Annotated in this window: 25 protein-coding genes and 2 riboswitches; of the genes, 10 read left to right on the top strand and 15 right to left on the bottom strand. The window is 54.2% G+C overall.

Annotated elements, in window-relative coordinates:
• Positions 1–12 precede the first annotated feature (12 nt).
• Complete coding sequence (locus NSQ80_RS05990; protein WP_009226080.1) at positions 13–240, top strand: hypothetical protein; 228 nt, start codon at positions 13–15, stop codon at positions 238–240.
• A gap of 176 nt (positions 241–416) precedes the next feature.
• Here the strand turns inward: NSQ80_RS05990 and NSQ80_RS05985 are convergent, their stop codons facing one another.
• The 4 genes from NSQ80_RS05985 to NSQ80_RS05970 all read right to left on the bottom strand — a co-directional run bounded on the left by NSQ80_RS05985 (position 417) and on the right by NSQ80_RS05970 (position 3693).
• Positions 417–824: a NusG domain II-containing protein gene (locus NSQ80_RS05985; RefSeq protein WP_009226078.1), complete on the bottom strand. Its 408-nt coding sequence runs from the start codon at positions 822–824 to the stop codon at positions 417–419.
• 262 nt (positions 825–1086) lie between these two features.
• The gene (locus NSQ80_RS05980; RefSeq protein WP_009226077.1) at positions 1087–2118 is read right to left on the bottom strand and encodes an ABC transporter substrate-binding protein; all 1032 of its coding nucleotides are present in this window, start codon (positions 2116–2118) and stop codon (positions 1087–1089) included.
• A gap of 153 nt (positions 2119–2271) precedes the next feature.
• Positions 2272–2955 (bottom strand): copper amine oxidase N-terminal domain-containing protein, encoded by a 684-nt coding sequence (locus tag NSQ80_RS05975; protein ID WP_260069833.1) that lies wholly within the window; start codon positions 2953–2955, stop codon positions 2272–2274.
• Positions 2956–3012: 57 nt separating this feature from the next.
• Positions 3013–3693, bottom strand: a complete 681-nt coding sequence (locus NSQ80_RS05970; protein ID WP_339301770.1) for a hypothetical protein — start codon at positions 3691–3693, stop codon at positions 3013–3015.
• A 59-nt stretch (positions 3694–3752) separates the two neighbouring features.
• Between NSQ80_RS05970 and NSQ80_RS05965 the strand changes: the two genes are divergently transcribed.
• From NSQ80_RS05965 to NSQ80_RS05935, 7 genes are all read left to right on the top strand, one after another.
• Positions 3753–4298: a hypothetical protein gene (locus NSQ80_RS05965; protein WP_260069835.1), complete on the top strand. Its 546-nt coding sequence runs from the start codon at positions 3753–3755 to the stop codon at positions 4296–4298.
• 129 nt (positions 4299–4427) lie between these two features.
• A complete protein-coding gene (locus NSQ80_RS05960; protein ID WP_339301768.1) occupies positions 4428–4901 on the top strand; it encodes a DinB family protein in 474 nt (157 codons plus the stop codon).
• A 465-nt stretch (positions 4902–5366) separates the two neighbouring features.
• Positions 5367–5410: riboswitch (PreQ1 riboswitch) on the top strand.
• A gap of 199 nt (positions 5411–5609) precedes the next feature.
• Positions 5610–6278, top strand: a complete 669-nt coding sequence (gene queC, locus NSQ80_RS05955; protein WP_009226072.1) for a 7-cyano-7-deazaguanine synthase QueC — start codon at positions 5610–5612, stop codon at positions 6276–6278.
• Positions 6275–6769, top strand: coding sequence for a 6-carboxytetrahydropterin synthase QueD (gene queD, locus NSQ80_RS05950; protein WP_009226071.1), 495 nt, complete (start codon positions 6275–6277; stop codon positions 6767–6769). Before queC ends, queD begins: the two co-directional genes overlap by 4 nt.
• Positions 6762–7523, top strand: coding sequence for a 7-carboxy-7-deazaguanine synthase QueE (gene queE / locus NSQ80_RS05945; RefSeq protein ID WP_009226070.1), 762 nt, complete (start codon positions 6762–6764; stop codon positions 7521–7523). The genes queD and queE overlap by 8 nt, the downstream gene beginning before the upstream one ends.
• A gap of 501 nt (positions 7524–8024) precedes the next feature.
• Positions 8025–8522, top strand: a complete 498-nt coding sequence (gene queF / locus NSQ80_RS05940; protein ID WP_009226069.1) for a preQ(1) synthase — start codon at positions 8025–8027, stop codon at positions 8520–8522.
• A gap of 59 nt (positions 8523–8581) precedes the next feature.
• Positions 8582–9580, top strand: coding sequence for a D-glycerate dehydrogenase (locus NSQ80_RS05935; protein WP_009226068.1), 999 nt, complete (start codon positions 8582–8584; stop codon positions 9578–9580).
• A 62-nt stretch (positions 9581–9642) separates the two neighbouring features.
• On the opposite strand, the gene NSQ80_RS05930 is transcribed toward NSQ80_RS05935, so the two are convergent.
• Both NSQ80_RS05930 and NSQ80_RS05925 read right to left on the bottom strand, forming a co-directional pair.
• Positions 9643–10224 (bottom strand): PadR family transcriptional regulator, encoded by a 582-nt coding sequence (locus NSQ80_RS05930; protein ID WP_009226067.1) that lies wholly within the window; start codon positions 10222–10224, stop codon positions 9643–9645.
• A 6-nt stretch (positions 10225–10230) separates the two neighbouring features.
• Positions 10231–11754: an MDR family MFS transporter gene (locus NSQ80_RS05925; RefSeq protein WP_009226066.1), complete on the bottom strand. Its 1524-nt coding sequence runs from the start codon at positions 11752–11754 to the stop codon at positions 10231–10233.
• Between the two features lie 202 nt (positions 11755–11956).
• Between NSQ80_RS05925 and NSQ80_RS05920 the strand changes: the two genes are divergently transcribed.
• Positions 11957–13042, top strand: a complete 1086-nt coding sequence (locus tag NSQ80_RS05920; protein WP_323076059.1) for a Xaa-Pro peptidase family protein — start codon at positions 11957–11959, stop codon at positions 13040–13042.
• Positions 13043–13300: 258 nt separating this feature from the next.
• Positions 13301–14992 carry a HAMP domain-containing methyl-accepting chemotaxis protein gene (locus NSQ80_RS05915; RefSeq protein ID WP_260069839.1) on the top strand — a complete coding sequence of 564 codons (1692 nt, stop codon included), beginning with the start codon at positions 13301–13303 and terminating at the stop codon, positions 14990–14992.
• 64 nt (positions 14993–15056) lie between these two features.
• On the opposite strand, the gene NSQ80_RS05910 is transcribed toward NSQ80_RS05915, so the two are convergent.
• From NSQ80_RS05910 to NSQ80_RS05870, 9 genes are all read right to left on the bottom strand, one after another.
• Positions 15057–16226, bottom strand: a complete 1170-nt coding sequence (locus NSQ80_RS05910) for a KamA family radical SAM protein (protein ID WP_339301763.1) — start codon at positions 16224–16226, stop codon at positions 15057–15059.
• A gap of 161 nt (positions 16227–16387) precedes the next feature.
• Positions 16388–16530, bottom strand: a riboswitch (cyclic di-AMP (ydaO/yuaA leader).
• A 23-nt stretch (positions 16531–16553) separates the two neighbouring features.
• A complete protein-coding gene (locus NSQ80_RS05905) occupies positions 16554–18137 on the bottom strand; it encodes a cobyric acid synthase (RefSeq protein WP_036646002.1) in 1584 nt (527 codons plus the stop codon).
• 55 nt (positions 18138–18192) lie between these two features.
• Positions 18193–18402, bottom strand: coding sequence for a hypothetical protein (locus NSQ80_RS05900; protein ID WP_157273486.1), 210 nt, complete (start codon positions 18400–18402; stop codon positions 18193–18195).
• Positions 18403–18576: 174 nt separating this feature from the next.
• Positions 18577–19437: an adenosylcobinamide-GDP ribazoletransferase gene (gene cobS, locus NSQ80_RS05895; RefSeq protein WP_339301761.1), complete on the bottom strand. Its 861-nt coding sequence runs from the start codon at positions 19435–19437 to the stop codon at positions 18577–18579.
• The gene (gene cobU, locus NSQ80_RS05890; protein WP_016313048.1) at positions 19434–20024 is read right to left on the bottom strand and encodes a bifunctional adenosylcobinamide kinase/adenosylcobinamide-phosphate guanylyltransferase; all 591 of its coding nucleotides are present in this window, start codon (positions 20022–20024) and stop codon (positions 19434–19436) included. The genes cobS and cobU overlap by 4 nt, the downstream gene beginning before the upstream one ends.
• Entirely contained in the window at positions 20024–21103 is a 1080-nt protein-coding gene (cobT, locus tag NSQ80_RS05885; protein WP_009226059.1) for a nicotinate-nucleotide--dimethylbenzimidazole phosphoribosyltransferase, read from the bottom strand. The genes cobU and cobT overlap by 1 nt, the downstream gene beginning before the upstream one ends.
• 38 nt (positions 21104–21141) lie before the next feature.
• Positions 21142–21933, bottom strand: coding sequence for an ABC transporter ATP-binding protein (locus NSQ80_RS05880; protein WP_036645964.1), 792 nt, complete (start codon positions 21931–21933; stop codon positions 21142–21144).
• The gene (locus NSQ80_RS05875; protein WP_028538549.1) at positions 21930–22979 is read right to left on the bottom strand and encodes an iron ABC transporter permease; all 1050 of its coding nucleotides are present in this window, start codon (positions 22977–22979) and stop codon (positions 21930–21932) included. The genes NSQ80_RS05880 and NSQ80_RS05875 overlap by 4 nt, the downstream gene beginning before the upstream one ends.
• Complete coding sequence (locus NSQ80_RS05870) at positions 22976–23986, bottom strand: ABC transporter substrate-binding protein (RefSeq protein WP_028538550.1); 1011 nt, start codon at positions 23984–23986, stop codon at positions 22976–22978. Before NSQ80_RS05870 ends, NSQ80_RS05875 begins: the two co-directional genes overlap by 4 nt.
• Positions 23987–24084 lie beyond the last annotated feature (98 nt).

Here is a 24084-nt window from a genome sequence, read left to right as displayed (position 1 = left end):
AAGGAGTACGCCATGAATAAACAAGCCATCACCCGAATGCTGCCGATTCTTGTGCCGGCCGCTTTCGCGCTCGCCTGCCTGACGGTCCTATACCCGTCGCTGATTCGACAGGTCCCGCTTGACGAGCTGCAAACGTTCAAAACCAGCTTTCTCAGCATCTTGCTGGAAGCGCTGCCTTTCGTGCTGATCGGAGCGCGTTTGGGCTCGTGGTCACCTCCGACCAGCCGCTTGTTGAGCTGACTAAAGACAGCTGGCTTGAGGTGGAAGGAACCATTGAGCCGCAAACGCGGGAGGGCAAGGCGATCCTTACCGTTAACGCGGAGCGCATCCGAGAAATTCCAAGATCACAAACGACCCTACGTCTATCCTAGCGAGGATTCGGTGAAAACATGGGAGGATCTGTCGGGGATGGAAAACTAGCGGATATAGGCGTCTACGCCGTTATCATCCGGGCCTGGAGCGCCGCTGCGGACGATCTCCACATACACACGGTTGGGCACACAGATGATCGTCTCGCCGGGCCGGGAGATGAAGCCCATCTGCATGGAGATTTTTTTCGGGCAGTCGGCGTACATCATTTGGATCCCCCCGTCAAAGACCTTTAGCGTATTGTTCCCGTATTTCGAGTGGATTTCGATGGTCTCCTCCCCGACGTCCAAGGGGACGCTGCGGTAGGATTCGCCGTCCACCTGGATTTCGGCGCGAAGCGTTGCCGGGTCTACCGTCTCCCGGCTTTCCAGCACCTGGCGCAGGAAGAGCCACGTCGAACCCAACAAGACCAGAACAACGATCAGCAGGACGTCGCCCCGTTTCATTTTTAGCATATCGATCCATCCTATTCTTGGGTATTAAACGTAATCATTACGAATAAACATATCTTAGAAACTAGCGTCTTCTTTGTCAATGATCCACTTATCTCATGTTGATTGGCGATCTCCTTCCCGAGCGCATGATCGCGGAGGAATGGGCGTTGGCCATCCACCGGCAGATCTTGTAAGCTGGCTTGCCGGCTGGCGCTAGACATGAAAAAGCCGTTCTGGCGCATCGGCAAACGACGCGAGGAACGGCCCTCTTGGGTTGGTTGTTTTATTTTTGATTTTGGCTGACGACGAGGTCCACGAGAATATCCAGCTGCTTCTCCAGATTCAGTCCGTCCACCATCCAGAACTCTTTGTAGTTCAGCAAGTACACGTGGTTATTTTTCACGGCAGGGATGTTTTTCCACACCGGTCCATTCATGACTTCCTCTGCGCGTTCCTTCCCGCCGTCCGGTTCATACACCGTCACGAACATATGGTCCGCAGCATATTCCGGAACGACCTCCAAAGAAATATCCGCGCCTGTGGTCGGGAATACCTCTTTCTCGATCTTCTCCTGCGGCTTCAAGCCAAACATTTCGTACAGGTTATAGCCGGCATCCCGGGTTTTTGGCCATACCCAGAAGTTCTTCGCCCAGATCGAATACGTGCCCACGGTTTCGTCGGGTCCGATCACCTCGCTGAGCTTGGCTTTGGCCTCCTCGGCTTTTTGCTTATACCGGGTAATAAATTCCTCCGCCTGTTGCTCACGGCCCAGCATTTCACCCACCGTCTTCACTTCCTCCAGCGGGTCAATTCCCTCCCAGCCTGTGGTGGCCAGGGTGACAACCGGACCAATTTTCTTTAATTGCTCAACGATATCGGCCGGTGTATAGGTCGGGACAATAATCAGGTCCGGCTGAAGCTCCAGCACTTTCTCTACTGAGATATCACCGACGCTTTCCACGCCTTCCAGTTCCTTATTCAGCAGAACCGAGTTTTCCAGAGCAAGCGAGCCCGCCCCAACCGGCTTCACGCCGAGAGCCAGCAGATCACCCAGATGCGTAATGGATACAATCCGCTGCGGATTGGTTGGAATCTCAACCTCTTGCCCGGTATAGTCCTTGTAAACCTTCGTTGCCGCTTGTCCTTCGGCGGAATCGTTGGTTCCGTTGCCGGATTGCGCGCTTCCCGCTGCATTATGGTTCGACGCCGCCGCATCGTTTGCCGTATTGCCGCCGTTTTGGCCGCAAGCCGCAAGCACAACTGTCAGCAACAGAACCGTTGCCACCGCAAGAAATCGATGTTTGAACACCTTCATTTGTATTGCTCCCCCATTTTCTACTGATAATGATTATCATTATACACAGGCTAGGACAATTAATCAATCGTCAGCCCAAAATAAAGGACCTTCCCTTTGCCATCATCAGGATAGCTTGGGAAGGTCCCTCCATTATCGTTTTGATTGCACCGCTTATTCTCTAACGATAGTGATCCAACCGTCAGCGTCGAAGTCTACGGATGCGCTAAGCGCCTCTGCCAGGAATCGGAGCGGCACGTAAGTCAACCCGTCCTTATGGACAAAGGCTGGCTGGCTCAGCGTTACCACCTTGCCATCCACCGCCGCTTTCTTCGAGCCGACCTTGAGAACGATCTCCTTGCCGGTCAGGTCATCGATCACGACAATCTGGCCAGACCCCGGCGTCCACTTCACTTCGGCGTCTAACTGCTCAGCCAAGTAACGCAACTGTACAAAGGAGATGCCGTTCTTCGTGATCAATCCATAGTAGTCGCTTTGGGTATCGAGCACAAGCTGTCTATGGGTCAAATTAAGGTCTTCTTTGAGCAATTTGTACAGCGGAGCGGAACCCTGGAAATTGCGCAAAATTTGCCCTGGGGTCAACTCCGTTTCCGTCACGTCGATAACACCGACACTCGTATCCACTTGATCCGCGGTTACTGTCCCGCCGATGTTCCACATTTCGCTGTCGCTGCGCACCTTAATCGCAGAGATCGGAAGCTCCTCGGAAGCTGGAAGCGCAATGTTCAAATCCATCGACTGCTTGCGGATGTTCAGCTTGCCGTCAAAATACAGGTCCAGCTTCAACACCGTATCCTTGCCGAATACCGTCGCCAGCTCCGGCGTATTCTCGAACAATTCGTCTACCGTTTCGTCGTAAGAGGCCAGCAGCTCTTCAATACCTTGCTGAAGCTTTTACAGTTCATCCACGGCTTCCTTCTTCGCTTCCTGCGCCTGCTCCGGCGTGATTTCGGCATCCTCTTCGTCCCCCGGCAGGTTCAGGAACGGCATCAGCAGAACGTAATAATCCCCAATCAGGTCTCTGAGCCCTTGCTCATCCTTCACCGCGCTGGCGAGGAACGGCTTAATCAGCCCAAACAGCTCGTCGCCGCGCACTTCCGCATGCAGGTTCGTCAAGCTCAACGTCTCCCCGTTTACCTGCGAGGAAGTTTGCTTCACGGTCAATACCGAAGGGTTCGGGAAATGCTTCAGCACGAATTCCGCCAGTTTGACGGTCAGCTCCTGCGCCCCGGCTTCCAATTCGCTCGTGTCAGGCAGCGTCACGCCCTCAATGGACTGAGGTATGTACAACGGCTGCTTCGCGCCTTCAACCTGCAGCGCAATCCCCTTGTCGTCCATGAAGAAGAGGAACGGAATCTTCTCTCCCTTCAAGCCGACGGAGCCTTTCATCGAAATATGTTTGGTATCCTGCACCTTTGCACTATCGATATTCAGAGAGAAAGAATTAATAAGATCAATTGCTTTTTGGTCCTCCGCAGTCAGCTTGGCCGATTCAGCCGGAACAACTTCGACGGTAACCGTCTGTTTCGACTCACTGCTCGTCGTCTTTGCGCTGTTGGCCAGCGCTTTGGCCACGTCAAACCCGCCGACCGCCTGGCATCCCGTGAGCGCTACCAGCAGGTAAGGAAAGATATTTGCTGGAAGGAAATCAGTTATGGCATGAAGATGAGAACGGAAGGTATGTCGACCGAGCACAGGAAATGGGCATTCAGCAATCGGGATGGGCCTGGGGAGCTCGCTTCTTCGATGCGGATAACAGCGGAAATATGAGCTTGATGGTGACGAACGGTTTTATATCGGCAGATGAGGAGGAGGAGTACTGGTTCGACATGGGGACGCTTGCGACTACGCCAGGTTATATCGTCGAGGATGCGGCCAGTTGGCCTGCATTTCATAACAAAAGCATGTCGGGCTATGAATCCAAGCCCTTATTCTTGAATGATGGCAACGTGTTCACCGACGTGTCCAAGGATGTTGGCATTACCTTTACGGATGACAGCCGGGGCGTGGCAGCTGTCGATCTGTTCAACCGCGGTGTCAACGATCTTGTGTTCGCGAATCAGGGTGCTAAAACGAAGGTATACAAGAGTGAGGTCAGCAATGGGCATCATTGGATCAAGCTGGATCTGATCGGTACCTTTCCGAGCAATCGTGACGCAGTTCAGGAGTCCGTTGATTGAATAAAAGAAGCGGAAGGTTCGATAGGCTTAGCGGGGCGCATTTATGGCGCTCCTATTTTTTCGAAATAAAAGGATTTTATATTTTTTCACATAATTATATTAAGATATCAGAATCTGGGAGGTATTTCGATGGAAAGAAGACATGAGGTATTGTTTGAGCAGCTGCATACATACCGCAGAGAGCTGATGAAGGTGGTTGAAGACGTGTCGGAAGACGAGGCTGACATTGTACCGGATGGTTTCAACAACAATATCAGATGGAATCTGGGGCATGTGGTTCTGGATCAGTATTTATGGATACGCGTGCTTACGAAAGAGGATATGCCGGTCCCGATGAGCTTTAATCAATGGTTCGGTTACGGAACGAACCCATCGCATTTTACGGACGAAACCCCGTCATTGTCAGAATTGATATCACTGCTTCAGGAGCAGCCTCGCTTCATAGAGCAGCAGTACCGGGATCGGCTGGAGGAGGAGTATCCGCCAACGGATATGGGGATGCATACCCTTGAGCAGGTACTTGTGAGAACGATCTTCCATGAAGGACTTCATATGGGCGCCATTCAGGCCATCAAAAGACAGGCTGCAAACCGCTATCGGTGAGTTTCGCTCGTTTGTGAACCAAATTAGCTCAATTTCATTAAAAATAGTACACCCGACCCTCCCTTCCGTGTCAACTCATTTAAAAATGTTACCGAAGGATAGTGGTTCACTCACGTAATTTTGTTACCCAGTGGAGGCAGACGTTACGGGTTGGCAACCCAGCACCTTCACGGCATTATCAAGGATTACAGATTTTTCATTTCGCGATTTCGCTCTCTTGTATTGATCAGCCAAGGTACGGATCACTTCACGTCGTGTTTTCATGCTCAATTTCAACACACATCCCTTCGGTAACATTTCGATGTGAGTGAACCGATGCCTCCTTAGTAACATTTTAACTGAGTGATCGCGCCTTCACTTCCCCTCTGCGCAAAATATGTTATAATGGGGTTTGTGCCTGGAGGCCCGCTCCCCAGTGCATAACGAAATTGAAGAAGAAATCCGTGCTTATTCCTACGGGAATACACGGGAGAGGTTCGAGAACTCCCTCTATAAAAAACTATAAATGCCCTGCCTTGATTCGGCGGGTTCTTCGCGCTCGCATGCCCGTTTGCTGAACGGCAACGGAGTCGCAGCGCCAAGGACACCCTGCCGGTCGAAATGGGCTTGTTTTTTTGTGACCAGTTCAAGAACTCTCTTTCTTCTATCACAATGGGCCGGGAACGAAGGATTCCTGCTTCACTATTAAAGAAGACGGAGGGTTTTTTTATGCTTAAAAAGGAAAAAGCGGTTGTTGTGTTCAGCGGCGGTCAAGACAGCACAACCTGTCTGTTCTGGGCGATCCAGCAATTCGGCGAGGTTGAGGCCGTGACGTTTGATTATGGCCAACGCCATAAGCTGGAGATCGAATGCGCGAAATCGATTACCGCCGAGCTTGGCATCAAGCATACCGTGTTAGACATGAGCCTGCTTGGCCAATTAACGGCCAACGCTTTGACGCGCAGCGACATTGCGATCGAGCATCAGGAGGGGGAGCTGCCAAGCACGTTTGTGGACGGCCGCAACCATCTCTTCCTCAGCTTTGCTGCCGTACTCGCCAAAGGCGTAGGTGCCAAGCATATCGTTACCGGCGTCTGCGAGACCGACTTCAGCGGTTATCCCGACTGCCGCGACGTGTTTGTGAAATCGCTGAACGTGACTTTGAATTTGGCGATGGATTACGAGTTTGTGATCCATACGCCGCTCATGTGGATCGACAAAGCGGAGACCTGGAAGCTAGCCGATGAGCTTGGAGCCTTTGATTTCGTGCGCGAACGGACGCTCACCTGCTACAACGGTATCATCGGCGATGGCTGCGGCGAATGCCCGGCCTGCAAGCTGAGAAAAGCTGGACTGGACAAATACTTGCTGGAACGCCAGGAGGCGAATTCACGATGAACCGGACACCGGGGGAATTTCGCATCGTTGAAGCGCTGCAGAAGCTGGACCAGGACATCCGCCGGGACCAGCTACGTTACCACCGCCGCCGGGTGCTGGTGAGCAAGGAATTCACTTTTGATGCCGCGCACCACCTGCATGCGTATGACGGCAAATGCAAAAACCTGCACGGCCACACGTACAAAGTGGTGTTTGGCATCAGCGGCCGGCCGGATGAGATCGGCATGACCGTTGATTTTGGCACGATCAAGGAGATTTGGAAGAACGAAATTGAAGCTTATCTGGACCATCGTTACATTAATGAAACGCTGCCGCCGATGAATACCACCGCCGAAAATATGGTGGTGTGGCTGTTCGAGAAGATGGAGGAGGCGCTGCAATCGGAAGCTTATCGCAATCCGGTGCTGGAGGCCCGGACGGAGTTCGTCCGCCTCTATGAGACGCCAACCAGCTATGCGGAAGCGAGACGGGAGTGGATGCAGGATGAGTAAGGAAGCGACCACACAAGAGCACCGCGAGCTGCCGATCCCCGTCATGGAGATCTTTGGCCCCACCGTACAAGGCGAGGGTATGGTGATCGGACAGAAGACGATGTTCGTCCGCACCGCCGGCTGCGATTATCGCTGCTCTTGGTGCGACTCCGCCTTCACCTGGGACGGCAGCGCGAAGGAGATGATCCGCCGCCTGACCCCGGCGGAAATCCTTGGCGAGCTGCGCGACATCGGCGGCGACCGTTTCTCCCACGTCACCTTGTCCGGCGGCAACCCCGCCCTCCTGCCGCAGCTGGCCAGCTTGGTGGAGCTGCTTCACGCCGAAGGCATCACCGTCGCAGTCGAGACGCAAGGCTCGCGTTGGCAGGATTGGCTGGCCGAGGTCGACCAGGTGACTCTGTCGCCGAAGCCGCCAAGCTCGGGCATGGACACCAACTGGGACGTGCTGGACGATATCGTCGCTAGGCTGGCTGCCCGGCCTCACCCGCTCGCCGTCAGCTTGAAGGTCGTCGTGTTTGACGATGACGATCTGGCTTACGCCAAGCGGGTGCACACTCGCTACCCCAACGTGCCGATGTACGTGCAGGTGGGCAACCCGGACGTGAAGCGGATGGACATCCAGGAGCATGCGTCCGACCTGCTGCGCCGCTACGAAGCGCTCATCGACAAGGTAATGGCCACGCCGGACCTGAACAATGTCCGGGTGCTGCCGCAGCTCCACGCCCTCGTCTGGGGCAACAAACGCGGCGTGTAGCGGAAGTTCAAAAATCGGCTTTCGATCACGAGGCGAATTCGAGGGTGCAGGTTCGACGTCGAATCTTGAATTCAGCCGAGCCTTCCGTTGCTCACATAGCTCCTAGCTATGCTCCGCTACTCAGTCTCTAGCTTCATCCAACCTTCTCGGTGCTCCAAACCCGATTTTTGAACCTTCATTGAAACGGCAGTTCATCAATCGGCTTTCGATCACGAGGCGGATTCGAGGAGGCTGGTTCGGCATCGAATCTTGAATGCAGCCGAGACCTCCACCCCGCGGCTAACGGACACCAGAGACGTTATTTGAGGCTCCGAGGGAGCTTTCCAAATCTACCGGACTCAGTAGACCTTATTTTGATGTAAAACAGCACATCGGCTGCGATAAAAGCCAAATAAGGTCGCTGGAGTCCGTTACAACAGGAAATGTCCGGGAAAAAGGCAAATAAGGGCTGTACGGTCCGCTAGATTGCTTTAATGAATATATCTATAAGGAGGGCTTCACATGGCCGGAAGAAAACCCGAAGAAATGCAAGACGTGACCCTGCTGGGCAACCAGGGCGTCAAATACCCTTTTGACTACGCGCCTGAGGTATTAGAGACCTTTGACAATAAACATCCGTACCGTGATTATTTTGTAAAATTCAACTGCCCGGAGTTTACCAGCCTTTGCCCGATCACAGGACAGCCTGACTTCGCCACCATCTACATCAGCTATATTCCCGATATCAAAATGGTGGAAAGCAAGTCGTTAAAGCTCTATCTGTTCAGCTTCCGCAACCATGGCGATTTCCATGAGGACTGTGTGAACATCATTATGAACGATTTGATCAAGCTCATGGATCCGAAGTACATCGAAGTCTGGGGCAAATTTACGCCGCGCGGCGGCATCTCCATCGATCCTTACTGCAACTATGGCCGTCCCGGCACCAAGTACGAAGCGATGGCGGAACATCGCCTGCTTAATCATGATATGTATCCGGAAAAAGTCGATAATCGCTAAATCCTTGTCTACGTGGTGTGCGTAACAATGGATCTATCCCCCTGAGAGAGGAGAACCTCATGAAACCAAAAGTGTTTATCTCCCGGCCGATCCCCCCGGAAGTCGAACATTATCTGGCCGAGCATTGTGAAATCCGCAAATGGGAAGGCGACGAACCGATCACCCGCGCCCAACTTCTAGCCAGCTTAAGCGACGTCGAGGGATTGTTGACCGCGGACCGCAGCATCAATCAGGAGCTGTTGGATCATGCCCCCAAATTAAAAGTTGTCAGCAATATCAGCGTTGGCTACAACAACTTTGATCTCGAGGCGATGAAAGCCCGCGGCGTGCTGGGAACCAACACCTCGGCCGTCCTGAACGACACCGTCGCCGACTTGATTTTCGCCCTGATGCTGGACGTCGCCCGCCGGGTATCGGAACTGGACCGATACGTGAAGGCAGGGAAATGGAAACGCGGTGACGGCCAAAACCTGTTTGGTCTCGACGTCCACCACAAGAAGCTTGGCATCATCGGGATGGGGGAAATCGGCGAAGCGGTGGCCCATCGGGGGCAATTCGGCTTTGGGATGCAGGTGCTGTATCACAACCGCAGCCGGAAACCGGAAGCCGAAGCTAGGCTGGGTGCCGTTTATTGCACCCTGGATGAGCTGCTGAAGGAAGCGGATTTTATCGTGCTGATCACGCCGCTCACACCGGAAACGCGCAAGCTGATCGGCGCTCGGGAATTTGCCTTGATGAAGCCGACGGCTGTGTTCGTCAACGCCTCCAGAGGGGCTACCGTTGACGAGCAGGCGCTGACCGCCGCTTTGCAGAACCGTCAAATCTACGGCGCGGGATTGGATGTGTTCGAGAAGGAACCGATCGATCCGGACCATCCGCTGCTGAAGCTGCCAAACGTAGTGACCTTGCCGCATATCGGATCAGCGACAGACCAAACTCGCCGGCAAATGGCGATGCGGGCCGCTGAAAACCTGGTGGCCGCCCTCGAAGGCCGAACGCCGCCAAGCTTGGTCAAAGAACTGCGGCCGGATGCACCAGACCAAAACTCAAATAGATAAACCTAAAAAAACTCCCCGGATACCGTCAGCGAAAATCGCACACGGTGCCCGGGGAGTTTCTTTTATTCCTCTTCGTTTAGCAAATCAACCGGATCGCGGTCCCCCAACCGTCCGGCCTCGGCGTCTTTGAGCAGCCGCCGCAGCCAATTGAGCTCCGTCCGGGCATGCTCGTAACGTCCGACCATCAGGTGCAGCACGCTCCTTGGTACGATCCCCCGATGTTCTTCGTAAACCTGATAGCTCAAATTGACCTCATGCTCCGCTTTCCGAATCCGGTCCTGCAACATGGCGATCAGCTTCTCCCGGTCCCCATACCTGGCAAAGACCAAAGCAACATGCAGCGGATGATATCCGGACACTTCCTCCTGGAACCGATCGATCAGCAACTTCTGAAAATACTCCCGGCCCTTGTCCGTGATCCGATAGACCGTCTTGTCCGGACGGCCCTCGCCATAAATCGTCTCCACCGCCTCGATATGCCCCGATTTGGCCAACTGGTCGACGGCGTAATACAGCGAACCGATTTTGAAATTGCCGTGCTGGTCGAGGAACCGATCCCGGATACGGATGAGCATCTCATAAGGATGCTGATCCTCCTCGAGCAGCAGACCCAAAATACAAAGACGGATCGCTAAAGCTTTCATTGCTGCTTACCCCCGCTGATTCGACGGCTTTAACGCCTTGCGCTCGATTCGGTCCTTCGGCATGGCGAGCACGACCAGCACTGCGCAAACGGTCGGAATGAGGGCCCACATAAACGTATGGGCGATCGAAATGGACAACGCCTCTGTAATTTTGTCCAAAATCGCCGGCGGAATCAGCGCTCTTTTCTCCGGACTCAGCGCTTCCCGGGTATCGCCGAAATTCCCGCCGCCTTGTCCCATTCCAGCAAACGCATCGGCCATGGCCCCCGACATCAGGTTGCGTTGCACGATACCAAAGATCGTAATCCCCAGCGTCATGCCCAGCGAACGGAGGAACGAGTTGGTTGATGTCGCCGCTCCGCGCTGTCGCATGTCAAAGTGATGCACGGACGCCATACTAAGCACCGAGAAGGAGAAGCCAACGCCAAAGCCGGTCAGGATGCTGTAAAGCGTAAGCAGCATGCGAGACGAATCATTCGTTAACGTGCTAAGCGCAAAGATACCGCCGACGAAGCAAACCACCGACAAGGCCATCACCGTGCGGTATGGTATGCGGGAAGCGAGCATCCCGCCCAGCATGCTGCCGACCACCGAACCGATCATCATCGGCATCAGAATAATGCCGGAGTTGGTCGCCGATCCGCCGTAGACGCCCTGCACGAAGATCGGGATATATACCGTAGCAACGATAAATACACTCCCGTAAAATAAAGCCAACAAACAGCTTGTCGCGTAAAGCCGATTTTTAAACATATCAAACGATATGATTGGCTCTTGCGCTTTCGTTTCGAGCAGCAGGAACGCGGCAAACAACACGGCAAATCCCGCAAACAAGCCCAAAATCACGCTGGAATTCCATGCGTATTTCTCGCCGCCCAGCTCCAAGGCAAACATTAGGCACACCACAGCGCCAACCAAAGTAAATGCCCCGCCCCAGTCGATCTGCTGCTTCGCGTGCGTCAGCGACTCCTTATAGTAGAAGATAATCAACACCAACGACACGATACCGATCGGCACATTAATGTAGAAAACCCAATGCCAACTTAGCGAGTCGGTGATAAACGCGCCCAACAATGGGCCAAAAATACTCGACGTGCCAAACACGGCACCCATGAGTCCGGTCATTTTCCCCCGCTGCTCCACTGGGAAGATATCGTAAATGATCGTAAACGCAATCGGCATCAGCGCTCCCCCGCCGATCCCCTGGATCGCGCGGAAAATACTCAGCTGCACGATGCTTCCGGCGAGCCCGCACAACACGGAGCCAAGCAGGAACATCGCGATGCCAAATAAGAAGAAGCGTTTCCGGCCATACATATCCGACAGCTTGCCGAAAATCGGCGTCCCCGCCATCACCGTCACCATATAGGCCGAAGTCACCCAAACGAACTGCTCCATCCCGCCGAGATCGGCAACAATCGTCCCCATGGCCGTCGTCACGATCGTGTTGTCCATCGCTGACATCAGAATCCCCAGCATTAATCCGAACAAGATGAGCCGGGTAGAATTTTTCGTTGCAGTAGCCAACATCTTCTCTCCTTTGTTTCATATTCAAATTTGAATAATCTAACTTCTTCCTATTTTATTGAAAATATTTAAAAAGTAAACCTTTTACCTAAAAAAGCAATCCGTCCCGCCCTGGCCCGCCCGGCGCAACGATCCTAACTATCGTTCCTCCCCGCATTGGCCTATAATGGAACAAGAGACTGAACGAAAGGAAGTTTTTTGCAAAATGAATGATAAATGGACTGCATTAGAACGCAAAATGCGTGAATCCGGCGTCAACACGCTGCTGATCACTGATCCGAAGCATGTGTATTACCTTACCGGCTTTCTGAGCAATCCGCATGAACGCTTCCTCGGCGCCGTCCTTCAGGCGGGAAGCGAGCCTTTTCTGGTCGTCCCTGCGCTGGATGAAGAGGCAGCCCGCAAAGCCGCGGACTTAACGGAGATCATCACCCATAGCGATACGGACGACCCTTACGCCCTCTTGAAGCAACGCCTCGCGGGCTCGCTGGGTACGCTGGGCTTTGAGAAGGAGCAGGTCTCCGTGGCCAACTTCGAGCGAATGCAGGAGAAGCTCTCGTTCTCCGAATCTGTAGATGTTGGATCTTGGCTTCGGGACATGCGGGTGCGGAAAAGCCCAGAAGAAGTCAGCAAGATCAAGCACGCCGTACATCTGATCGAACAGGTGCTTAGCGAATCGCTGAAAAAAGCAACGGAAGGCGTAAGCGAAAACGAGCTTGTTGCGGAAGTCGAGTACCAAATCCGCAAGCTCGGCGCAGACGGGCCTTCCTTCGATTCCATGGTGCTGTCCGGCGAGAAAACTGCCCTGCCGCATGGCGTCCCCGGCGACCGGCAAATCCGGCGCGGCGATCTGCTGATGTTTGACATCGGCGTTTATGCGAATGGCTACGCATCCGACATCACGCGTACCTTCGCGGTTGGCGAGCTGACCAAGGAACTCGTCCGGATTTATGAAACGGTGCTGGCAGCCAATGAAGCTGCGATTGCCGCCATCCGGCCGGGCGTCACCTTCGCCTCCATTGACCGCGCCGCCCGCGAAGTAATCGAAGCTGCCGGCTATGGACCTTATTTTATCCATCGCCTTGGCCATGGGCTGGGGATCGACGTGCACGAGTTCCCTTCGGTTCATGGGGAGAACGAATTTCTCCTCGCAGAAGGCCACGTCTTTACGGTTGAACCTGGCATTTATGTGCCAGGCATCGGAGGAGTTCGTATCGAAGATGATGTGCTAGTCACAGCAACCGGCGTTGAAGTGCTCACATCTTATCCGAAACAATTAACTTATATCTAACATGTAATGTGATATTTATACTCGAAGAGCCCTGGCGATCTCCAAAAAATGATTCGCAGGGCTCTCTTTTTAGCTTTTTCCGATAGATTTAGACGTTTTTTTTGAAACTTTTTACGAAAACCAAAAAATGTAGGAATTTTTCGTTTTCAAAGGACCTTTTTTCCTATAAAATGATATTTATGAACCGCTGGTTAAAAAGAAAAGAGAGACAGCCAGGCGTATACTTCACATTTTTTAAGGGGAACGGAGAGGATTTTCGTGTTCAAGGTCATTAATCGCTCCATCAGCCGCAGATTGATGAGTACCTATGCGGTGATTATTGTCGTATCTTCACTTTTATTTAGCGTCAGCTTTTATAACATCTCTATGGGGATCATTGAGCAAAATGTGCTGCCACAGTTCGATAAAGTGCTGCAAACTAGTACTCAAGACATCTTCAAACGGTTAGATACGACCCAATCCCTGCAATTGCTCAGCGGTAAAGATAACTCCCGTTTTGCGGTGGAATCGTATTTGACGAAGAGCACTAAGGACTACAACTTGAGCACTGCTTATTTACTACATATTCAAGATGACGGCGCTACAGTTCTGGCGACGAATGAGAACTCGGAGATGACCCCCGGCGACAAGCTGGAGCTTCAGCCGGCCATGACCGCTGCGGCCAATGGCGGGGTACAAATCAGTGAGTTGTATACCGACAAATTCGGCTCGCACAAAACAGCTTTCATCGCGATTCCCGGCAGCAAAGCGATGCTCGCCGTGGGCCTTGACGCTACCTTCATCGATAAGAAGAAAGACCAAATTTTATACATCTGTATCGGCATCACCTTGCTTGTCATTGTGGCGGGCATGGCGGCAGCTTACTTTGTTAGTACGCGAATCACGAAGCCGATCCGAAAGCTCGTGACGGTCACGGAACAAATGGCTGGCGGGGACTTCCGCCATACCATCGAAGTGAAAGGAAATGACGAAATCGCCCAATTAGCCGGGAGCTTCCAAACGATGACTCATCAGCTCAAAGACATGTTCGCTGCCGTGATGCAAACGTCCCGGGCGGTCGTCGACGGCTCAGAGAACTTGTCCCGTTCGGTTACGACGTTTGAGGATCTGATCGCCCGTTCCAATGTAGCGACGAAGGAAATCGAAGCCGGCAGCATGACGATTGCGTCCGCAGCGGCCGAAAACGCCCGTGCGATGGAAGAAATTTCGCAAGGTGTACAGCACATTGCCGCTTCGTCTGCCGAAGTCACCGAACAGATTGGACAAGCTGCGGATGAAGCCGGTGCCGGGAATACTTTGGCACAAACGGCGGTTACGCAGATGCAGCATGTAGAAGATGCGGCTAATCGGACGCTGGGGCATATCCGCACGCTGAATGATCGCTCGGAGTCAATTTCAAACGTTGTCGTAACCATTACGGAAATTACGAAGCAAATTAATATTCTGGCACTGAATGCGGCGATCGAAGCGGCACGAGCCGGCGAGCACGGCAAAGGGTTTGCTGTCGTCGCCGAAGAAGTCCGTAAGCTGGCTGAGCAGTCCCGCCAGGCGATGGAGGAAATCGGTGAGAACCTGCTCAGTATTCGAGAAGAATCGGAAAACTCCGTCAACGCTATGCAACGGGCCAGCGAGGAAATCGTCTCCGGAACAGAACGGGTGAAGCAAGCTGGTCAGGCGTTTGAACAATTAACTAAGCTGATTCAGAACGTGAACTTGACGATTCAATCGGTCTCAGCATCCACCCAAGAGGTATCCGCCGGTACCGAGGAAGTGACCGCATCGGTGGAGGAATCCGCCAATATTACCGCCAAGTCGCTCGCTAACATGGAGCAAATCAGCAGCTATTCGCAGCAACAACTGAGCGAAATGGAAAATCACGCGCGTACGGTTCGTTCGCTGCATGAGCAGGCGTTGGCGCTGCAGGAGTCGATCGCAAAATTCCGGATCTGACTCTAAAAACAAAACGTACCCTTCACGCTCCCCTGATCGGGGAAGCGGAAGGGTACGTTTTGTTTTATCCCGTAATGGACACTGCGCTTGCAGCGTCTTCCGTTGGCTGATCCGACTGCGTATCCAGCTTCGATTCCGGCTTCTTCCAGTACGCTTCACTGCCTGGCAGATCGTCGAACCAGGTAGCATCATCCGGGCAAGGCAAAATCATAAATTTGCCGTATTCACCGTCCCGGGACTGATGATATTTGAGATAAGCCTGCCCGTTTTCAATGGCCAGGATTTCGATTTTTCCCGAAGAATGGCTCATTGAAAACCGCACGCGTTTGCCAAGCCCCGATGTACGGGCTTTCGCTTCCTCCACCAGTTGATATGCTCGTTTCAGCGGGATCACGAAATCAGCATTTCCGGCAACGGGACGATTGATAAAGAAATAGTACGGAGTGACGCCGGCCCACGATAAGCGGTCCAGCAATTCGCCAAGCACGGCCGCATCATCATTGATGCCTTTGAGAATCGGCGTTTGATTAACCACGATAGCCCCAGCGTCGTGTAACGCCTGGAACCCTCTTTGGGCTTCAGGGGTAATTTCGCGCGGATGATTGATATGCGCCATGACATAAATCCGTTGGTCTACAGTGGAGAACTCCCTAATCAGATCCAGCAATTCCGGATCTTCATAAATACGCATAGGATTAAAAACAGGAATTTTGGAGCCGAGTCGGATGATTTTTACATGCTCAATGGCTCTTAGCCGTTCGAGAATCGAACGCAGTTTCTTTGTAGCCAAAATCAAGCTGTCACCGCCGGTTAACAGGACGTTGTTGATCTCCGGATGCTGGGCGATATACTCGATGCCAGGCGTGACATCCGCCATCGCTTCCTTCACATCGTTGCGAAACAACCGTTTACGGAAGCAATACCGGCAATAGGAGCCGCAAACCTCGGACACGATCAGCAGCGCGGTCGTGCGGTATTTATGCTGGCAGCCAGGCACCACATAGTTCGCCGCTTCGTCGGAAGCGTCCCAACGCCCGTATTCCTTCAGCTCTCCCGTATTGGGGATCACCAACTTGCGGATCGGGTCCTCTGGATCATTCCAGTCGATCAAATTCAAATAGTAGTCATTCACCCGAAAAACGAATTTGTCCGTAATCGGTTTCAACTCCTGCCGCTCCTGCTCGGACAACTGGCTCACCTTGGCAATATCGGTGATGTACTTCGGACTAGCCATAAATCCTCTCCTCCTTTAATAGTGCGATGCGTAAAGAAGAAGCTCGAAACTTGCAGTGAATGCGAGTACTCCGCCGAATGCTCGGGTCAAAGGTCTTGCAGAACGCAAAAAGACCCCGCTTCAAAGAACAGGGTCATTAATTGATGACTGAAATAATATTAAAATGACCCATCCACTGCAAACGAGGTTAGCTGACGGGCTCGGGAAAGATGGTTCCCTACGTTAATCCTACAACGATTCGCCCCAAAAGATTGGTTCCCCCGCTTTTCGACTTTACCCATCGAAAATTAAGCGTACTTTTATCCTACCCTAACATCACCCGATTTGTCAAAGCTTACCTTGGATCCCGGCGATGTCGTAAATGAGATCCATGCGCAAATGCCTGCGAACCTGCTCCGCTAACCGATCGAAGGCTTCCTCCTTCCGCGAGGAAGAAACAAAGGTGACGCTCAAAGGTTCGAGCCCTTTGCTCGTACGCAGTCCGTCCAGCCAAGCACGTCGCCAGGCATCATTATGAAACACTCCGTGCAGATACGTCCCAAACACCCTGCCATCGGCGCGGGCTGCGCCTTCCGGATGTGTTTGCGTCTCAGCCTGTTCTAACTCCGGGGCTGTCCCTGACCCTTGTACTGGCTCCTCATTGACCCGAAGCATAAATAAGGGACGAGTGTCCCGCAGCTGCTGGGTCGAGCCGGCATGAATCTCATAGCCTGAGATCGGCAGCCGGCGGTTCTTAGAGTGCAGCGATATCGGCTGGTCCTCGCACGTATAGCCGTGCACCCGTACCGTTTTTTTGCCTGGGAGGAAGGTTGTTGCCAAGGGGAGCAGGCCCAATCCTAACGCAGACCTCGGTTCATTGGACTCCACGCCTTCGGGGTCATGCAGTTGTTCTCCCAGCATTTGATATCCGCCGCAGATTCCGACCAGCTGGGTGCGCGTCTCCTCTTCAATCAGGCTGCAAATAGCCTCCGCCAGCCCTTGCCTACGCAAAAATTCCAGATCGCTGATCGTATCCTTGGTCCCCGGTAAAATCACCGCATCGGGATGCCCAAGCTCCGACAGCTTGCTTACATAACGTAGCGACACGTCCGGTTCGGCGGCCAACGGATCAAAATCGGTGAAGTTGGAAATATGCGGGTAACGGATGACTGCGATGTCCAGTTCCTTACTTGGCGCTTGCTCTGGATGGGCAGGATAGGTATCCAGGACAACGGAATCCTCTGCTTCGATATCCAGATCAGGCAGAAAGGGGAGCACTCCTAGTACGGGAATTCCGGTCCGCTGCTCCAGCCAATCCAGCCCGGGCTGCAATAGAGACAAATCGCCGCGGAACTTGTTGATAATGAACCCTTTTACGCGGGCGCGTTCGTGTGGCTCAAGCAGCTCCAGGGTACCAACGAGAAAAGCAAAAACGCCGCCGCGGTCAATATCCCCCACCAAGATCACGGGAGCATCCGCCCATTCAGCCAAGTTCATGTTGACGATATCCCGTTGCTTCAGGTTGATTTCGGCCGGGCTCCCAGCCCCCTCGATCACCACAATGCCATGCTTGTCGCGGAGCCGGCTGAGCGCTTCCATCACCAGCGGCTTGGCTTTAGGCAAAAATTCCTCACGATAATCAGATGCGCTTAAGTGGCGGTAAGGACGCCCATGAACAACGATCTGCGAATGCATGTCCCCAGTTGGCTTGATCAGTACCGGATTCATGTCGGTGGTGGCGGCAATGCCGCAAGCCTCCGCCTGAATGCCTTGGGCCCGTCCAATCTCTTGGCCGTCCGCTGTAACATACGAGTTCAAAGCCATATTTTGCGACTTAAACGGAGCTGGTCTAAGCCCATCCTGCGCAAAAATACGGCACAGCGCCGTCACGATCACGCTCTTGCCCACGTCAGACGCCGTCCCTTGAACCATGAGTACAGCACCTGATGCTGATGCGCTTTTTTCCTGATCCTGATCCAGAAGCTTCTTATGATTTTCGCCCATCGCGTTCCCCTCCTTTCCAAACCGTGCAGCAGTGTAGTATCTTGCCAGGGCCTTTTACACCATTATCCCCTTCGATCAGGTGGTGGTGATGACGCTCGACCTTTCCACCATTATCCCTCTCGATCAGGTGGTGGTGATGACGCTCGACCTTTCCACCATTATCCCTTTCATTCAGCATACGGTGATAATGCACGATTTTGATTCTCCGCTACTTAACAGTCGACCTGTTTCTCTTAGGATTCTCGATTAATCTGTCCAGCTCTAACCTTCTTCTTTTCTCCTTGGTTCTGATTCAAGGGGATAATGATGCAAAAGCGCTCGCCGTAGAAGGTCCCCTCCCCCAAGAGCACCTCCGCTCCGCGAGTTATCAATGGGCAAAAATCAGCACTGCAAGCAGCAACAGGACAGCTTCCAACCCTTCGCCCAGCGCCCCGTAGGTATCGCCGGTCAAACCGCCGAGCTTGGCATTGATTCGTCGAGCGGCCCAAGTTCCCGCCGCCCAGGCGATAAAGGGAGACAGGCCGATAAACAGCAGCGATCGCAGCAAAGCCGATTCCTCCATTCCTCCCAGCAACACGAGCAAAGTGAGCAGCAACACTACAACGGATATCGTCACCGCCATGATGGTGCTCCCCCAGGCATCCCGTTCGCTGAAGCCGTGGAATTGCGCAGCCAATCCCTCACCTTGCCGGGCCATGGGCCAGCGGTGCATCGCCCGGGTCATAAACCACCGGCTCCACAGAGGTGCCAGCCATATCGCCAGCCCTGACGTCAGCAGGCCCCCTTGGAAGAGCGAGGTCAGCAGCGAGGCTTTGAGCATCAGCAATAGGACGCAGGCCAGCACGCCCATGGCGCCTACCCGGCTGTCTTTCATGATCTCAAGCATCTTGTCGCGTGACCGGTAGCTCAGCAGTCCGTCGGCCGTATCCATCCAACCGTCCAAATGCAAACCTCCAGTTAATCCAACCCAAATCAATAAGGAAAGGATGGCTGCCGGGTACGAAGGAAGCAGCCAGTCGGCAAGCAAGCCGCCTGCCCAGACGACAGCGCCGATTGCTGCTCCGACAAGCGGATAATAGGGGATACTGCGCCGCAGCAAGTCCGTTGTAAAATCCAGTTCAGCCCGTACCGGAAAGCGTGACAGAAACTGGAAGGCCGCCAAGATCGGCTGCAGAGCTCCATGCTTACCCGCCCCGGAGGGCGCTTTGTGCTCTGGTCCGTTCGTCATAAGCGATACTCCCTGCTTTTCAACTCGATGGGGATGCCGGCGGTAACCAGAAACACCTGATTCGCGATCGACGCCATCGTTCGGTTCAGCAGCCCGGCCCAATCCCGATATTGCCGGCCAAGCGGATACTCCGGCACGATCCCGCTGCCGACCTCATTTGTAACCATCACCAAAGTGCCGGGAAAAGCCTCGGCCGCAGCGGTCAACCGCTCAATTTCCCGCGTCAAAACGGCGTCCACACCATCGGCCTGTTCCGATGCGCTCAGCAGCACGTTCGACAACCATAACGTCAGGCAGTCGACCAGCACAACCGGACCCGCGGCTTCGGCGGCCGCGCCCTCCTTTGCAACGGGCCGCTTACCTAACTCCTGCAGCATCTCTGCTAGTTCAAGCGGCGCTTCATGCGTCGTCCAGGTGAACCCGCTTTGCTCCCGCTGGAGCTGGTGCAACCTGATACGGGCCTTCATCTCATCGTCAAACGCTTGCGCCGTTGCAACGTAATCAGCGGATGTTGCCTGTTTCATGACCCAACGTTCAGCGAATGTGCTTTTGCCGCTGCGGGCTCCGCCGGTCACCAGGATCTTCATCACTCGGTCCCCCCACCATTTCCTTCACCGGACGCGACGCCCGCGCTTTCGAACGTCGCCATTTCAGCAACGATCCGGCAAGCCGCATCTACAAGATGGAGCGCCAGCACGCCGCCTGTGCCTTCCCCAAGCCGCATATCCAGCTCCAGCATCGGGTTAAGGCCAAGCTCCTGCAGGAGCGCACGGTGTCCCTGCTCGTGGGAGACGTGCGAAGCAATAATATAGTCGGCCACATTCGGCTGTATACGTACCGCCAGCAGCGCGGACACAGTTGAAATAAAGCCGTCGATCACGACCGGGCAGCGATGAGCTGCGGCTCCCAGAATGACGCCAGTCATTCCGGCAATCTCCAGCCCGCCGACTTTAGCTAGCACGTCCAGCGGATCGTTGGCATTCGGGCGATTGACCTCCAGCGCCCGCTCCACGACGGAAATTTTGTGCCGAAGCCGTTCATCGTTGACCCCGGTTCCACGCCCAACGCTCTGCTGCGGTGCGATCCCCGTCAGACTGCTCATGATCGCAGCGCTGGCTGTGGTGTTTCCGATACCCATCTCCCCGGTGACGAACAGTCGAACGCCTTGGGACACCGCATCAGCCACCACCTCGGCCCCAACTCGAATGGCGGCTTCGGCTTCCTCCCGGCTCATCGCCGGTCCCTTGGCCATATTTCCTGTCCCGTAACGCAACTTACGTTGCAGCAGCCCCGGATGTGACATCTCTGCATTCACCCCGATATCCACGCAAACGACGTCAGCCGAAGCCTGGCGTGCCAGCACATTCACCGCTGCGCCGCCGGCCAAAAAGTTATGCACCATCTGCGGCGTCACTTCTGCCGGAAACGCGCTGACCCCTTCCTCACAAACGCCATGGTCCGCCGCCATTACGATTACCGACCGTTTTGGAAACTCCGGACGAATGATTCCCGTGATGCCTGCCAGCTTCACTGCCAATCCTTCCAACTTCCCGAGACTTCCCGGCGGCTTCGTCAACTGGTCCAAATGGACCTGCGCCGCTTTCATCGCTGCTTCGTCCAAAGGAGTAATTGCTTGCGCAAGCTGTTCGACTGAATTGTATGCCATAACCATATTCCCCTTTTCTGTATTACTGACTCGTACCCTTAACCTAAACTTGCCCGGCGCAGCAATAGCTGCGGAACGTCCGAATCCGGATGAACCACTTGGTGGGCCTGAACTCCAAATACGGTTTCAACCAGCTCCGGTGACAAAATGCCGTCCGGCGCGCCTTGCGCCACAATTTGCCCGCCGCTCATCACTAAGAGATGGCTGCAAAACAAGGCAGCCAAATTCAAATCATGCATCACTGAAACGACGGTAAGTCCGGCATCGCGCTGCCATTCGGCCACCAGCTCCATAAATTGCATCTGGTAACGCAAATCCAAATAGGTTGTTGGTTCATCGAGCAGCACCAGCTCGGGCTGCTGAGCCATCACCTTCCCAAGTGCTACCCGCTGGCGTTGCCCCCCGCTAAGCGCACTCAGCGGACGATGCTCCAGCTCCTTCAGGTCGAGACGTTCCATAATTCCATCAATGAGGCGTTCGCCTGCCTTCGCCCCGCCGATCTCCTTGCCGCGCCAATCCTGATGGGCGAACCGCCCCATTTCCACCACTTCACGCACCGTAAAAGCCACAGCCGGAAGCCCGTCCTGCTGAAGGACGGCGACCTTGCGCGACAGCTCCTTGCGCGAATACGACGAAAGCGGTCGTCCGCTCAACGCAATCTCGCCGGCATCCGGCTTCTCCACGCCGGAGATCAAGTTGAGCAAGGTTGTTTTGCCGCTGCCGTTGGGTCCAATCAAGCCCCAAAACTCACCGGAGCCAACCTGCCAGTCCACACCGTGAAGCACCTCCAGCCGGCCAAACGCCTTGGCAACCCCAGACACCTTGATCAACGCAGCTCCTCCTCCCTCTGTTTCTTCTTCCGATACAACAGATACCCAAAGAAAGGCGCCCCCACAAAGGCGGTGACGATGCCCAGCGGGACCTCCGTTGGAGCCAGCAGCGAGCGAGCCGCCAAGTCGCTCCACATCATAAATATCCCGCCGCCCAGCGCCGACAAAGGAATGATCAGCCGATAATCCGGGCCGGTGATCAGACGGATCATATGCGGAACGACCAGGCCTACGAATCCGATTACCCCTGACACGGATACCGCAGCCGCCGTCATCAGTGTAGCAACGAGCAACACAGCTAGTTTGGTTCGTTCTACGGCCATCCCGGAATGGGAGGCTTGACGTTCACCTAAAGTCAGCAGGTTCAAATGTTTAGCCCGGCTCCAAAGGAATAAGGCTCCCAGCAGCAAATACGGCAAAAGGATGGCCGTATACGACCATCCGCGCAAGCTTAAACTGCCCATCGTCCAATAGTAAATTTCATTAATGGTTTTCTTCGACATTGCCGTTAAAAAGGAGACAACAGCCCCTAGGAACGATTGCATCACGACGCCGGACAAAACCAGACTTTCAATCGGCAGCCGTCCGTTCTCTCTAGCCAGCCAAATCACGATCCATAACGTAACCGCCCCCGCCAGGAACGCAACCATCGGAAGCGTAAAGATCCCAAACAGGGAAAACTGCCATCCGAAAAAGATCAGCACCGCCGCACCGATTGCCGAACCTGACGATACGCCCAGTGTAAACGGATCCGCCAGCGGGTTGCGCAGCACCCCTTGGAAGCCGGCGCCCGCTACGGCGAGCGAAGCGCCGACCAGCATCCCGAGCAGCACGCGAGGCAACCGGACCTGGACGACGATTTGCTCGGCTGCCGTCGTCCAATCCGGCGTGATCAGGCGGTCTAACCCCGGGAGCCTGTGCAGCAAGATCGCCGCGATTTCTCCAGCAGGCACATAAACGGAGCCGATGCCGATGCAGAGCAGCAGCGTCACAACCAGGAGCAAGAGCCCGATGACTCCGTATCCGGCGAATTTGCCGCGCTTCATGGCTGGATCAAATCCGGGTGAACCGCCTTGGCCACTTCAATCAGCCCTTGCGTGACGCGAGGGCCCGTACGGCTCAGCAGGTTATCGTCCAGAGCGATAATGCGGTTCTCCTTCACGGCCGTAATTTGGTCCCAGCCTGAACGGCCTTTGATGATGTCCGCTAACGTCTTGTTATTTTCGTCAACAACGCTTTTCGCGTATAAAATGACGTCCGGGTTCGCTTGGATAATTTGTTCCTCATTGATCTCGGACCATCCCTTGACATCGGAAGCAACGTTGATGCCGCCAGCTAACGTGATCATCTCATCCATGAATTCGCCTTTGCCAACCGTCCATCCCGGAGAAAACTCGATGTAGACCTTCTTCTTCTGGTCTTCACTTAGCGAAGCTACCGCATCAGTTACCGTTTGGACCTCTTCCTTCATCTTGCCGACCACTTCAGCAGCTTCAGCCTGATGGTTGGTAATTTCGCCGATCGTCCGAATATGCTCCATTACTTCGTTGATCGTCTTCGGATTGGACTGGAACACTTTATATCCCATATCCGTCAAGTTTTTGACCGTTGCTTCATCGATCAGGCTCGCCGCAAGAATTAGGTCCGGCTGCGCCGCCACGATTGCCTCGACATTCACCTGGAACCCGCCCATCCGCGGTTTGTCCTTCACCGCTTCAGGATAATCATCCAGGTCGGATACGCCAGCGACCTGCTCGTCCAGTCCCAGTGCAAACAGCGTTTCCGTCTCCGAAGGCGCCAGCGAGACGATACGTTCCGGCGCGGCTTCAAACGTAAACTCTTTACCGGTAGAATCAGTGACGGTATAAGGGTAAGTCGTCTCTTGTGCCGCCGAATTGTCCGCCGCCGCGTTCGTTCCAGCGTTTTGCGTCGGTTGTGCAGCGTCCGCTGTGTTCCCTGTCCCCGGGGTGACGGCGTTATTGTTACCGCAGGCCGCAAGCACCAGCAGCAACGCCAGCAGCCACAGGCTTCCTAGTCTTCTCCAGTTTTTCATCTCCAGATCTCCCCTTGCTTTATTTTTCAGTAAATAAAGAAACGCCTTGTGTTCCAGCGGTACGTTGTGCAGCCGGCGGCGAAGAAGTCCGGCTAACC

The organism is Paenibacillus sp. FSL K6-2441, assembly GCF_037964765.1.
Classification (GTDB): Bacteria; Bacillota; Bacilli; order Paenibacillales; family Paenibacillaceae; genus Fontibacillus; species Fontibacillus phoenicis.
This window is presented reverse-complemented; position numbering and strand designations above follow the sequence as displayed.

What these genes read in the sequence shown, in the direction of transcription:
- NSQ80_RS05985 (WP_009226078.1), bottom strand. Translation starts at nt 824, where the DNA reads ATGCTAAAAATGAAACGGGGCGACGTCCTGCTGATCGTTGTTCTGGTC.
- queE (WP_009226070.1), top strand. Translation starts at nt 6,762, where the DNA reads ATGAGTAAGGAAGCGACCACACAAGAGCACCGCGAGCTGCCGATCCCC.
- NSQ80_RS05980 (WP_009226077.1), bottom strand. Translation starts at nt 2,118, where the DNA reads ATGAAGGTGTTCAAACATCGATTTCTTGCGGTGGCAACGGTTCTGTTG.
- NSQ80_RS05930 (WP_009226067.1), bottom strand. Translation starts at nt 10,224, where the DNA reads ATGAAAGCTTTAGCGATCCGTCTTTGTATTTTGGGTCTGCTGCTCGAG.
- NSQ80_RS05910 (WP_339301763.1), bottom strand. Translation starts at nt 16,226, where the DNA reads ATGGCTAGTCCGAAGTACATCACCGATATTGCCAAGGTGAGCCAGTTG.
- queF (WP_009226069.1), top strand. Translation starts at nt 8,025, where the DNA reads ATGGCCGGAAGAAAACCCGAAGAAATGCAAGACGTGACCCTGCTGGGC.
- queD (WP_009226071.1), top strand. Translation starts at nt 6,275, where the DNA reads ATGAACCGGACACCGGGGGAATTTCGCATCGTTGAAGCGCTGCAGAAG.
- NSQ80_RS05925 (WP_009226066.1), bottom strand. Translation starts at nt 11,754, where the DNA reads ATGTTGGCTACTGCAACGAAAAATTCTACCCGGCTCATCTTGTTCGGA.
- NSQ80_RS05920 (WP_323076059.1), top strand. Translation starts at nt 11,957, where the DNA reads ATGAATGATAAATGGACTGCATTAGAACGCAAAATGCGTGAATCCGGC.
- NSQ80_RS05935 (WP_009226068.1), top strand. Translation starts at nt 8,582, where the DNA reads ATGAAACCAAAAGTGTTTATCTCCCGGCCGATCCCCCCGGAAGTCGAA.
- queC (WP_009226072.1), top strand. Translation starts at nt 5,610, where the DNA reads ATGCTTAAAAAGGAAAAAGCGGTTGTTGTGTTCAGCGGCGGTCAAGAC.
- NSQ80_RS05875 (WP_028538549.1), bottom strand. Translation starts at nt 22,979, where the DNA reads ATGAAGCGCGGCAAATTCGCCGGATACGGAGTCATCGGGCTCTTGCTC.
- cobS (WP_339301761.1), bottom strand. Translation starts at nt 19,437, where the DNA reads ATGACGAACGGACCAGAGCACAAAGCGCCCTCCGGGGCGGGTAAGCAT.
- NSQ80_RS05905 (WP_036646002.1), bottom strand. Translation starts at nt 18,137, where the DNA reads ATGGTTCAAGGGACGGCGTCTGACGTGGGCAAGAGCGTGATCGTGACG.
- NSQ80_RS05990 (WP_009226080.1), top strand. Translation starts at nt 13, where the DNA reads ATGAATAAACAAGCCATCACCCGAATGCTGCCGATTCTTGTGCCGGCC.
- cobU (WP_016313048.1), bottom strand. Translation starts at nt 20,024, where the DNA reads ATGAAGATCCTGGTGACCGGCGGAGCCCGCAGCGGCAAAAGCACATTC.
- NSQ80_RS05960 (WP_339301768.1), top strand. Translation starts at nt 4,428, where the DNA reads ATGGAAAGAAGACATGAGGTATTGTTTGAGCAGCTGCATACATACCGC.
- NSQ80_RS05870 (WP_028538550.1), bottom strand. Translation starts at nt 23,986, where the DNA reads ATGAAAAACTGGAGAAGACTAGGAAGCCTGTGGCTGCTGGCGTTGCTG.
- cobT (WP_009226059.1), bottom strand. Translation starts at nt 21,103, where the DNA reads ATGGCATACAATTCAGTCGAACAGCTTGCGCAAGCAATTACTCCTTTG.